This window comes from Agromyces sp. 3263, from assembly GCF_031456545.1.
Lineage (GTDB): Bacteria > Actinomycetota > Actinomycetes > Actinomycetales > Microbacteriaceae > Agromyces.
On record NZ_JAVDUV010000002.1, the window covers coordinates 449,335 to 461,698 of the forward strand.

Here is a 12,364-nt window from a genome sequence, read left to right on the forward strand (position 1 = left end):
CTGACGAACGCGAGCACCGGCGATGCATGCCGACGCGCGCATGCGCCCACGCCCACGCCCACGCCCACGCCCACGTCAGTGTGCGGCGTCGTCCCAGTTCGAGCCGCGACCGATCTGCACGTCGAGCGGCACGAGCAACTCGGCGGCATTGGCCATTCGGTCGCGGACGACCTGCTCCAGCACGTCGGACTCGCCGTCGGCGACCTCGAAGATCAGCTCGTCGTGCACCGTCATGAGCATGCGGCTCTCGAGGCCCTTCGAAGCGATGTCGGCCTCGACGCTCGTCATCGCGATCTTCATGATGTCGGCGGCCGAGCCCTGGATCGGGGAGTTCAGCGCAGCGCGTTCGGCGTTCTCGCGGAGCACGCGATTGGGGCTCGACAGGTCGGGGAACGGCCGCCGGCGCCCGAAGATGGTCTCGGTGTACCCGTCGACCTTCGCCTGCTCGACGACGCCCCTCAGGTAGTCGCGCACGGACCCGAAACGCTCGAAGTACTCGCGCATGAGCTGCTGGGCCTCGGCCCGGTCGATGCGCAGCTGCTTCGACAGTCCGAACGCGCTCAGCCCGTAGGCGAGGCCATATGACATCGCCTTGACCTTCGTGCGCATGAGCGACGTCACGTCGGACGGCTCGACGGAGAACACCCGTGCGCCGACGAAGCGGTGCAGGTCTTCGCCGGCGTTGAACGCCTCGATGAGGCCGGGGTCGCCCGAGAGGTGGGCCATGATCCGCATCTCGATCTGCGAGTAGTCGGCCGTCAGCAGCTCGGTGTACTCGGGTCCGTGACGGAACGCCTTGCGGATCCGGCGGCCGTCCTCGGTGCGGATGGGGATGTTCTGCAGGTTCGGGTCGTTCGACGACATGCGCCCCGTGGCCGCACCGACCTGCCCGTAGGACGTGTGGATGCGGCCGTCGGCGGCGATCGACTTGTCGAGCGACTCGACGATCTGGCGCAGCTTCGTCACGTCGCGGTGCTCGAGGAGGTAGCCGAGGAACGGGTGCGGATTGGACTCCTGCAGGTCGGCCAGGGCACTCGCGTCGGTCGTGTAGCCGGTCTTGGTGGAGCGGGTCTTGGGCATGCCGAGCTGCTCGAAGAGCACCTCCTGCAGCTGCTTGGGCGACCCGAGGTTCACCTCACGACCGATCTCGGCGTAGGCCGCCTGCGCGAGCGCCATGGCACGCGAACCGAGCTCGGACGAGAGGGAGGCGAGCTCGGCGTGGTCGACCGTGACGCCACGCAGCTCCATCGCGGCGAGCACCGGCACGAGCGGCATCTCGACCTCGGCGAGCAGTCGGCGGGAGCCCTCGGAGAGCGCGCGCAGCACCACGGGCGCGAGCCGGAGCGTGTACCAGGCGTACTCGGGAGCGCCCGCGTCGCTTCCCTCCTCGGGAACGAGCAGCGAGGGGTCGGACTGCGGGACGGTCTCACCGAGGTGGAACGAGACGAGGTCGGCCAGCGACTTCTCCGCCAGGATCGGCCGGATGAGCCACCCGGCGACGAGCGTGTCGAGCACCAGACCCGCGACCGGGAGGCCCGATCGCGCGGCCGCCTTGAGTTGCGCCTTGGCGTCGGTCATGATCTTGGGCGCGTCACCGGCGAGCCAGGCTTCGAACGGCGCCGCGTCGGCGGCACCGGCCTGCCAGGCGAGCTGGACCGTCTCGTCGGAGGCCGCGATGCCGGCCCCGATCACGCGCCCGTCGGCGATCTCGAGGCTCAGTCCGAGTCCTGCGGGTTCAGCGGCCGTCGCGCGCTCCAGCCACGACGCGAGCGCGTCACCGCCGAGTCGCTGCGGCGACGGAGCGGTCGGTGCGGGAGCGGAGGCGATCTCTTCGACGGCAGGGGCGGATGCCGCGGGCGCACCGGTGCCGGCGGCGACACGCCCGCCGCCGTTCCCGTTGAGGTCGCCGGCGGCGAGCTTCGTGAGCCGCTCGAGGAGCGTGCGGAACTCGAGGCGTTCGAAGAGCGGACGCACCGACTCCACGTCGATCGGCTTGGCCTCGAGCTCGTCGAGCACCACTTCGAGCGGGACGTCGCGCACGAGCCGGTTGAGCCGGCGGTTGCGCTCGGCGTTCTCGCGCTGGTCGCGCAGGTTCTGCCCGGCGACGCCCTTGATCTCGTCGGCGTGCGCGAGGATGCCCTCGAGGTCGCCGTAGAGGCCCAGCCACTTCACCGCGGTCTTCTCGCCGACCTTCGTGATGCCGGGCAGGTTGTCGCTCGTCTCGCCCACCAGGGCGGCGACGTCGGGGTACTGCTCCGGGCGGATGCCGTAGCGCTCGATCACCGCGGCGGTGTCGTAGCGCTTGAGCTGCGACACGCCCTGCGTGTTCGGATAGAGCAGCGTCACGTCGTCGTCGACGAGTTGGATGGTGTCGCGGTCGCCCGAGACGAGCAGCACGCGGTAGCCGTCGGCCGACGCCTGCGTGGCGAGGGTGGCGAGGATGTCGTCTGCCTCGAAGTCCTCCTTCTCGATGGTGCGGATGCCCATGGCCTGGAGCGCCTCCTGCAGGAGCGGCACCTGGCCCTTGAACTCCACGGGCGTCTCGCCCCGGTTGCCCTTGTACTCGGCGTACTCCCGGGTGCGGAACGACTGGCGCGACCTGTCGAACGCGACCGCGAGGTGCGACGGCTTCTCGTTGGCCAGCAGCAGCAGCAGCATCGACAGGAACCCGTGGATGGCGTTCGTGTGCTGCCCGTCACGAGTGGAGAAGCTGTCGACCGGAAGGGCGTAGAAGGCCCGGAAGGCCAGCGAATGGCCATCGATCACGAGAAGGGTGGGCTTGTCTGCGTCCGGCACCCCCCAAGCCTACAAGCGGCCGCCGACACCGATTCGCCGCCGCGGACGCCCGCACCAGGGGTGGCAGCGGGGCGGCCGGAGACGACGGATGCCGCGACGAGCAGGTCGTCGCGGCATCCGGAATTCGGGGTCTGTGCGCTACTTCTTCGGCGCCAACTGCTCGATGATCGCCTGCGAGACGTCCTTCATGGTGAGGCGGCGATCCATCGACGCCTTCTGGATCCAGCGGAACGCCTCGGGCTCGGTGAGGCCCATCTTCTCGTTGAGCAGGCCCTTGGCCCGGTCGACGAGCTTGCGGGTCTCGAACCGCTCGACGAGGTCGCCGACCTCCGCCTCGAGCGCGATGATCTGCGCGTGGCGGGCGAGTGCGATCTCGATCGCCGGCAGCAGGTCGTTGGGCGTGAACGGCTTGACGACGTAGGCCAGCGCACCCGCCTCGCTCGCCCGCTCGACGAGCTCCTTCTGGCTGAACGCCGTGAGCAGCACGACGGGCGCGATGTGGCCCTTCGAGAGGCGCTCGGCCGCCGAGATGCCGTCGAGCTGCGGCATCTTCACGTCCATGATGACGAGGTCGGGGCGCAGCTCGGTCGCGAGTGCCACGGCGGTCTCGCCGTCTCCGGCCTCGCCGACGACCTCGTAGCCGTTGTCGCGGAGGATCTCGACGATGTCGAGGCGGATGAGCGACTCATCCTCCGCGACGACGACGCGGCGCGGCGCGGGCGGCTGGGTCTCTTCGCTGTCAGTCACGCAGGAAAGCCTACGGTATTCTGAGCGAGGCCTCTGGCCGGTGTGGCGGAATGGCAGACGCGGAGCACTCAAAATGCTTTGCCCGAGAGGGCGTGTGGGTTCGACCCCCACCACCGGCACCGTCGGCATGAGCCGCGGGCGCGAGCCGGGGCATCCGTGCACCTCGCCGTCGGCGGTCAGTCCTCGCGAGCGGGCGGATGCTGCGTGCCGCGGTGGATCTCGTAGAGGCGCGCGTGACCGGGCGAATCCGGGTCGTCGACGATCGGCTTGTCGGCCATGAAGAGCCGGATCATGTGCGCCAGCTCGCCCGAGTGGCTGAAGTTGATGGCGTGCGCCGCCCCCTCGATCTTCACGATGAGCACGTGGTTGTCGGTCTGGCTCGCCACCTCCTGCACGCGCTCGGGGCCGGGCATGAGCGGATCGCGGTCGCCGAGCACCGCGAGCGTGGGGATGTGCATCGCCAGCATGCGCTCGAGCGACGGGTACTGCGTGAGCGCCTTGAACATGCGCACGGTGCTCGGCACGCCGAATCGCAGGTAGTCGGGGGTCACCACCCGCATGAGCTGCGGCGGCTCGCGCGTGCCGTCGCGGCTGATCTGGCCCATCGCCCGGCGCAGGGGCTGGTTGAAGATGCCGCCGGCCGGCGACACGAGCACCGCCCGCTCGAGGCGCTCGGGATAGTGGTACGCGAACTCGCAGATCACCGGGCAGCCCATGGAGTTGCCGACGAGGGTCACGCGTTCGATGCCACGGTCGTCGAGGAACCGCGCCGCCGCGTGCGCGAGGTCGGGCACGTCGAGGGCGTCCGCCGCCTTGCCGCTGCGACCGAACCCGGGCAGGTCGGGCACGAGGGTGTGGAAGTCGTCCGCCAGCCGCTCAGCCGTGGGAAGCAGGTACCGCCCAGACAACCCGAACCCGTGCACGTGCATCATCGCCGGCGCGCCCGGCGGCGGCACGGGCGACTCCCGGTAGAAGACATCGATGCCGTCGATGGTGGTCCACCGCTCGGCGAGCGTCGTCGACGGCCGCCTGGGGGCGCGCCGCGTGGTGCGCCCGGAGTCCTTGCTGATCGACATCCCGTGTCCCTTCCCCTGTGGGAAGTTTCGCACGACGATGCCGCGCTGCGCACCCTCGACACGGCGACGGCCCGGCCGCCCCGTGAGGAGTGGCCGGGCCATCGGGCGGCGAGCGGCTAGAGCACCTCGCCGACGACGTGCACGCGCACGTCGTTGGTGGTGCCGGGGATGCCGGGAGGGGAACCGGAGATGATGACGACCTTCTCGCCGTTCACAGCCTTCCCGGTCTTGGCGAGCACGACGTCGACCTGGCCGACCATCTGGTCGGTGTGGGTGACGCGGTCCACCACGTAGGACTCGACGCCCCAGTTCAGCGCCATCCGCCGCCGGATCGCGGGATCGGGCGTGAAGGCGATGATCGGGATGACTGAACGGATGCGCGACATCCGGCGAACCGACTCACCGGTCTCGGTGAACACGCACAGGTACTTCGCCTCGACGAAGTCGGCGACCTCGACCGCTGCGAGGGTGATCGCGCCGGCCTGCGTTCGGGGCTTGGTGCCGAGCGGCAGGATGCGGTCCAGCCCGTGCTCCTCGGTGGACTCGACGATGCGCGCCATGGTCTTCACCGTGATGACGGGGTACTCCCCCACGCTGGTCTCGCCCGAGAGCATGACCGCGTCGGCGCCGTCGAGCACCGCGTTGGCGACGTCGGAGGTCTCGGCGCGCGTCGGCACCGGGCTGTGGATCATCGACTCGAGCATCTGCGTCGCCACGATGACCGGCTTCGCCAGGCGGCGGGCGATCTCGACCGCGCGCTTCTGCACGATCGGCACGGCCTCGAGGGGCAGCTCGACGCCGAGGTCGCCGCGCGCGACCATGATCGCGTCGAACGCCTCGGTGATCTCCTCGAGCGCGTCGACGGCCTGCGGCTTCTCGATCTTCGCGATCACCGGCACCCGCCGGCCGACCTCGGCCATGATCTCGTGCACGCGATCGATGTCGCTCGCGTTCCGCACGAAGGAGAGCGCGATGAGGTCGGCGCCGAGTTCGAGGCCCCAGCGCAGGTCTGCCTCGTCCTTCTCGGACAGCGCCGGCACGTTCACGGCGACGCCGGGCAGGTTGATGCCCTTGTTGTTCGACACCGGTCCGGCCACGATGACACGGGTGGTCACGACGGTGCCGTCGGTCTCGACGACCTCGACGCGCACCTTGCCGTCGTCGATGAGGAGGAAGTCACCGGGCTTGACGTCCTGGGGAAGTCCCTTGAACGTCGTGCCGACGAGCTCCTTCGTGCCCACGACGTCTTCGGTCGTGATCTTGAAGATGTCGCCCTCGGCGAGCTCGTGCGGGCCGTTCGCGAACTTGCCGAGCCGGATCTTCGGGCCCTGCAGGTCGACGAGCACCGCGACGGCGCGACCCGAGTCGTTCGCCGCCTTCCGCACGTTCTGGTAGACGCCCTCGTGGACGTCGTAGCTGCCGTGGCTGAGGTTCATCCGTGCCACGTCGATGCCCGCATCGACGATCGCCCGGATCTGCTCATAGCTCGATGTCGCCGGCCCGAGGGTGGCGACGATCTTCGCTCGTCTCATCTGGTGTGTGCTCCCGTGTTCCGCGCCGAGGCGCTGGGTTGTGGTCGTGCGACGCGCCGTCGGCGCGCGCTGGGTCTAGATCGCGAAGGCGCGGGCGTGCGCCGGGATCGGGCTGGGCAGGTCGGTGTCGCCTTCAAGGTACCGGTCGACGGCGGATGCCGCAGCGCGGCCCTCGGCGATGGCCCACACGATGAGCGACTGGCCGCGACCGGCGTCGCCGGCGACGTACACGCCGGGCTGCGATGTCGAGTAGTCGCCGTCGCGCGCGATATTGCCCCGGTCGGTGACCGGGAGCTGCAGCTGCTCGTCGAGCTCGCGCGTCTCGGGGCCGGTGAACCCGAGGGCCAGGAGCACCAGGTCTGCCGGGATCTCGCGCTCGGTGCCGGCCTTGGGCACGCGACGTCCGTCGAGGTATTCGGTCTCGGCCACGCGGATCGCGCGCACCTCGCCGGCGTCGTTCGCGAGGAACTCGACCGTCGACGCGAGGTAGTGGCGGTTGCCGCCCTCCTCGTGGGCGCTCTGCACCTCGAAGACGGTCGGATGCATCGGCCACGGCTGCTCGGCCGGACGCGTCGTGCCCGGCTCCTTGCCGATGGCGAGGTTGGTGACCGACAGCGCACCCTGGCGGTGGGCCGTGCCGATGCAGTCCGCGCCGGTGTCACCGCCGCCGAGGACGACGACGTGCTTGCCCTCGGCGCTGATCTGGTCGAAGACCTGGTCGCCGGCGAGGTGGCGGTTGGACTGCGTGAGGTACTCCATGGCGAAGTGCACGCCGGGCAGGTCGCGGCCCGGGATCGGCAGGTCGCGCGGCACCATGGCCCCGGTCGCGACGACGACCGCGTCGTACCGCTCCCGCAGCTGCTCCCACGTGATGTCCACGCCGATGTTGACGCCCGCGCGGAAGCGGGTGCCCTCGGCGGTCATCTGCGCGAGCCGCAGGTCGAGGTGCCTCTTCTCCATCTTGAAATCGGGGATGCCGTAGCGCAGGAGACCGCCGATGCGGTCGTCGCGCTCGAAGACCGCCACGGTGTGTCCGGCCCGAGTGAGCTGCTGTGCGGCCGCGAGGCCCGCGGGTCCCGACCCGACGACCGCCACCGTCTTGCCGGTGAGGCGGCCGGGGGGCTGCGGCTGCACCCAGCCGTTGCCGAACGCCTGGTCGATGATCGAGACCTCGACCTGCTTGATGGTCACGGCGGGCTGGTTGATGCCGAGCACGCACGCCGACTCGCAGGGCGCCGGGCAGAGCCGGCCCGTGAACTCGGGGAAGTTGTTCGTCGCGTGGAGGCGCTCGATCGCCGCGCGGCCCTCGCCACGCCACATGAGGTCGTTCCACTCGGGGATGAGGTTGCCGAGCGGGCAGCCCTGATGGCAGAACGGGATGCCGCAGTCCATGCAGCGTCCGGCCTGCCGGCGGAGCTGGGCGGGGTCGCCCTGCTCGTAGACCTCTTTCCAGTCCATGATGCGCACCGGCACGGGACGCCGCTTGGGCAGCTCGCGCTCGGTGACCTTCAGAAAGCCCTTCGGGTCAGCCACCCGTCACCTCCATGCGTTCGACGAGCAGCGCTCGGTTCGGGGAGAAGTCGTCGATGCCGATGGGCACCGCGGATGCGTCAGCCACCGGTCACCTCCAGGATTCGCGTCCACACGACGTCGCCGTCGGGGTCGAGCCCCTCGTCGACGGCGCTCTGGCGCGTGCGGAGCACCGCCGCGTAGTCGCGCGGCAGCACCTTGGTGAAGCGGTCGAGCGCGGCATCCCCCTCTGCGAGGATCCTGGCGGCGACCGCGGAGTCCGTGGTCTCGAGGTGCTGCTCGAGCAGGTCGCGCACGATCTCGCGGTCGGCGCTGCCGAGCGGGTGCAGCTCGAGCTCACCCGAGCTCAGCGACTCGCGGTTCACCCGGTCCTCGTGGAGCCCGAGCACGTACGCCGTGCCCCCGGACATGCCGGCTCCGAGGTTGCGCCCGGTCTCGCCGAGGATGAGCGCGAGGCCGCCGGTCATGTACTCGAGCGCGTGGTCGCCGACGCCCTCGACGACCGCGGTCGCTCCCGAGTTGCGCACGAGGAACCGCTCGCCGACGATGCCGCGGATGAACATGCTGCCGCGGGTGGCGCCGTAGCCGATGACGTTGCCGGCGATCACGTTCTGCTCGGCGACGAATCCGCTGTCCCGCGAGGGACGCAGCACGAGCTGTCCGCCCGAGAGCCCCTTGCCGACGTAGTCGTTCGAGTCGCCCTCGAGGCGGAGCGTGATGCCGCTCGGGAGGAACGCGCCGAGCGACTGGCCGGCGGAGCCGGTCAGGGTGACGTCGATGGAGCCCGGCGGCAGGCCGTGCTCGCCGCGCAGGACGGTGACCTCGTGCCCGAGCATCGTGCCGACCGCACGCTCGGTGTTCTTGATCGGCAGCTCGATCTGCACGGTGCCGCCGGTGTCGAGGACGATGCGGCTGCGGCGGATGAGCTCGTTGTCGAAGTGCTGGTCGAGCTCGTGGTCCTGGTGGCGGAGGTTGCGCCGCGGCTCGGACTCCGAGAAGTCCGGGCCGACGAGCACCGGCGTGAGGTCGAGCCCCGCCGCCTTCCAGTGCGAGACCGCACGGTCGACGTCGAGCAGGTCGCGACGCCCGATGATGTCGTCGAGCGAGCGGTAGCCGAGCTCCGCGAGGTACTCCCGCACCTCCTGCGCGATGAACTCGAAGAAGTTCACGACGAACTCGGGCTTGCCCGAGAAGCGCTTGCGCAGCTCGGGGTTCTGCGTCGCGACGCCCACCGGGCAGGTGTCGAGGTGGCAGACGCGCATCATGACGCAGCCCTGCACGACGAGTGGCGCGGTCGCGAAGCCGAACTCCTCCGCACCGAGCAGCGCGCCGATGATGACGTCCCGGCCCGACTTCAGCTGGCCGTCGACCTGCACGACCACGCGGTCGCGCATGCCGTTCAGCATGAGCGTCTGCTGGGTCTCCGCGAGGCCGAGCTCCCACGGCGTGCCGGCGTGCTTCAGCGAGTTCAGGGGGCTCGCGCCCGTGCCGCCGTCGTGCCCCGAGACGAGGATGACGTCGGCCAGGGCCTTGGCCGTGCCGGCCGCGACGGCCCCGATGCCCGACTGGCTCACGAGCTTCACGTGCACGCGCGCCTTGGGATTGGCCCGCTTGAGGTCGAAGATGAGCTGCTTGAGGTCTTCGATCGAATAGATGTCGTGGTGCGGGGGCGGCGAGATGAGGCCGACGCCCGCGGTCGCGTGCCGGGTGCGTGCCACCCATGGGTAGACCTTGGTGGGCGGCAGCTGTCCGCCCTCGCCCGGCTTGGCGCCCTGCGCGAGCTTGATCTGGATGTCGTCGGCGTGCGTGAGGTACATGCTCGTCACGCCGAAACGGCCCGACGCGACCTGCTTGATCGCGCTGCGACGCTCGGGGTCGAGGAGCCGGTCGAGGTCCTCGCCGCCTTCCCCGGTGTTCGACTTCGCGCCGATCCGATTCATGGCGATGGCGAGCGACTCGTGGGCCTCCTTCGAGATCGAGCCGTAGCTCATCGCGCCCGTCGAGAAGCGCTTGACGATGGACTCCACGGACTCGATCTCGTCGATCGGCAGCGGTTGGCGGGCTCCGGTGCGCAGCGCGAACATCCCACGAAGCGTCATGAGCTCCTCGGCCTGCGCGTCGACGAGCGACGTGTACTCGCGGAAGATGTCGTACCGGCGGTTGCGCGTGGCGTGCTGCAGGCGGAACACCGTCTCGGGGTTGAAGAGGTGCGGTGAGCCGTCGCGGCGCCACTGGTACTCGCCGCCCGTGGTGAGCCGCTCGTGCGCACGCACGGCGGCGTCCTCGGGGTAGGCCACGCGGTGCCGGTGCAGGTTCTCGGATGCGACCACGTCGATGCCGACGCCGCCGAGCTTCGAGTTCGTGCCGGTGAAGTACTCGTCGATGAAGTCCTGCGCGAGCCCGACCGCCTCGAAGGCCTGGGCGCCGGCGTAGGACGAGATGGTGGAGATGCCCATCTTCGACATGATCTTCAGCACGCCCTTGCCGAGCGCCTTGATGACGTTGCGCACGGCCTGCTCGGGGGTGACACCGGTGATCACGCCGGCTCGCACGAGGTCTTCGCAGGTCTCCATCGCGAGGTACGGGTTGACGGCGGAGGCACCGTAGCCCACGAGCAGCGCGACGTGGTGCACCTCGCGCACGTCGCCGGCCTCGACGACGAGCCCGACCTTCATGCGGGTCTCCGACCGGATGAGGTGGTGGTGCACGGCCGAGAGCATGAGCAGCGAGGGAATGGGCGCGAGGTCCTTGTTGGAGTCGCGGTCGGAGAGCACGATGAACGACGCGCCCTCCTCGATCGCCTCGTCGACCTCGTCGCACATCTCGTCGAGTCGCGCACGCATGGCCTCGGGACCGTCGTCGACGCGGTAGAGCCCCTTCAGCGTCTTGGTCGTGCGCGCGCCGACCCGCGGGTCGATGTGCACGATCTTCGCCAGCTCGTCGTTGTCGATGACCGGGAAGTCGAGCGACACCTGGCGGGCGTGGTCGGGCCCGGCGGTCAGGAGGTTCCGCTCGGGGCCGAGCGAGGACCCGAGCGACGTGACCACGGCCTCGCGGATCGAGTCGAGCGGCGGGTTGGTGACCTGCGCGAACTGCTGCGTGAAGTAGTCGAAGAGCAGGCGCGGCCGCTGCGACAGCACTGCGATCGGGGTGTCGGATCCCATCGCGCCGAGCGGCTCCTGGCCGGTCTTGGCCATGGGCGTGAGGAGGATCTTCACCTCCTCCTCGGTGTAGCCGAAGGTGCGCTGGCGACGGTTCACGGAGGCGGGCGGGTGCACGATGTGCTCGCGCTCGGGCAGCTCCGAGAGGCGGATGCGGCCCTCCTCGAGCCAGTCGCCCCACGGCTCGGATGCCGCGAGGTCGGCCTTGATCTCGTCGTCCTCGATGAGGCGCCCGGCCTCGGTGTCGACGAGGAACATGCGCCCTGGCTGCAGGCGGCCCTTGCGCACGATCTTCGACTGGTCGATGTCGAGCACGCCGATCTCGCTCGCCAGCACCACGAGGCCGTCGTCGGTGACGATGTACCGGCCGGGACGCAGTCCGTTGCGGTCGAGCGTCGCGCCGACGAGCGAGCCGTCGGTGAACACGATGGCCGCTGGGCCGTCCCACGGCTCCATGAGCATCGAGTGGTACTCGTAGAAGGCGCGGCGGGCGGGGTCGATCTCGGTCTGGTTCTCCCAGGCCTCGGGCACCATCATCATGACCGCGTGCGGAAGGCTGCGGCCCGAGAGGGTCAGCAGCTCGACGACCTCGTCGAACGAGGCCGAGTCGCTCGCGCCGGGCGTGACGATCGGGAGGATCGGGTCGAGGTCGCCGAGCAGCTCCGACTCGAGCTGCGACTGGCGCGCGCGCATCCAGTTGCGGTTGCCCTGGATGGTGTTGATCTCGCCGTTGTGCGCGATCATCCGGAACGGCTGCGCGAGCGGCCACGACGGGAACGTGTTCGTGGAGTACCGCGAGTGCACGAGGGCGAGCTTCGATGCGAACCGCTCGTCGGAGAGGTCGGGGTAGAACGGCTCCAGCTGGAGCGTGGTCACCATGCCCTTGTAGACGAGGGTGCGGCACGACAGCGACGCGAAGTAGAGCTCGAGTTCGCGCTCCGCGCGCTTGCGCAGCCGGAACGTGAGCCGGTCGAGCGCGATGCCCTCGAGCCGGGCGCCCTCCGACGTCGTCGCGGACGACTGCACGAAGAGCTGCTGCACGACCGGCATGGCCGCACGGGCGAGGGTGCCGAGCTCGTCGGGACGCACGGGCACCTCGCGCCACCCGAGCACCTCGAGGCCCTCGGATGCCGCGAGCTGGGCGAAGCGCCGCTTGACGCTGCTGCGCGCCGTCGGGTCGACGGGCAGGAAGGCGTTGCCCACGGCGTAGGAGCCGGCGGCGGGCAGCGTGAAGGGTGCGACCGCGCGCAGGAACGCATCGGGCACCTGGGTGATGATGCCCGCTCCGTCGCCGGTGCCCGCGTCGGAACCGACGGCACCCCGGTGCTCGAGGTGGCGAAGGGCGTCGAGCGCCGCGGTGATGATGTCGTGTCCGGCTGAGCCCCGGAGGGTCGCGACCATCGCGAGGCCGCAGGCGTCCTTCTCGGCGGCCGGGTCGTAGAGACCCTGGGCGTCGGGAACGAGACTGAACCTCGAGAAGGGTGGAGTGAGCGACACGTGGACCGTCCTCATCAACTAGTTA

General features: G+C 70.0%; 6 protein-coding genes and 1 tRNA gene. 1 reads left to right on the forward strand and 6 read right to left on the reverse strand.

Annotation, left to right across the window (positions count from 1 at the left end; all coding sequences use genetic code 11):
* Positions 1-75 precede the first annotated feature (75 nt).
* The gene (gene polA / locus J2X63_RS15285; RefSeq protein WP_309978776.1) at positions 76-2,796 is read right to left on the reverse strand and encodes a DNA polymerase I; all 2,721 of its coding nucleotides are present in this window, start codon (positions 2,794-2,796) and stop codon (positions 76-78) included.
* Between the two features lie 138 nt (positions 2,797-2,934).
* Positions 2,935-3,543, reverse strand: coding sequence for an ANTAR domain-containing response regulator (locus J2X63_RS15290; RefSeq protein ID WP_159602535.1), 609 nt, complete (start codon positions 3,541-3,543; stop codon positions 2,935-2,937).
* A gap of 36 nt (positions 3,544-3,579) precedes the next feature.
* Between J2X63_RS15290 and J2X63_RS15295 the strand changes: the two genes are divergently transcribed.
* A tRNA-Leu gene (locus J2X63_RS15295) sits at positions 3,580-3,662 on the forward strand.
* 57 nt (positions 3,663-3,719) lie between these two features.
* On the opposite strand, the gene J2X63_RS15300 is transcribed toward J2X63_RS15295, so the two are convergent.
* The 4 genes from J2X63_RS15300 to gltB all read right to left on the reverse strand — a co-directional run bounded on the left by J2X63_RS15300 (position 3,720) and on the right by gltB (position 12,354).
* Positions 3,720-4,619, reverse strand: coding sequence for an alpha/beta hydrolase (locus J2X63_RS15300; RefSeq protein ID WP_309978778.1), 900 nt, complete (start codon positions 4,617-4,619; stop codon positions 3,720-3,722).
* 116 nt (positions 4,620-4,735) lie between these two features.
* A complete protein-coding gene (pyk, locus tag J2X63_RS15305) occupies positions 4,736-6,151 on the reverse strand; it encodes a pyruvate kinase (RefSeq protein ID WP_309978780.1) in 1,416 nt (471 codons plus the stop codon).
* Between the two features lie 75 nt (positions 6,152-6,226).
* On the reverse strand, positions 6,227-7,684 hold the full coding sequence (locus J2X63_RS15310) for a glutamate synthase subunit beta (protein WP_309978782.1): 1,458 nt from the start codon (positions 7,682-7,684) through the stop codon (positions 6,227-6,229).
* Positions 7,685-7,761: 77 nt separating this feature from the next.
* A complete protein-coding gene (gene gltB / locus J2X63_RS15315; RefSeq protein WP_396133164.1) occupies positions 7,762-12,354 on the reverse strand; it encodes a glutamate synthase large subunit in 4,593 nt (1,530 codons plus the stop codon).
* Positions 12,355-12,364 lie beyond the last annotated feature (10 nt).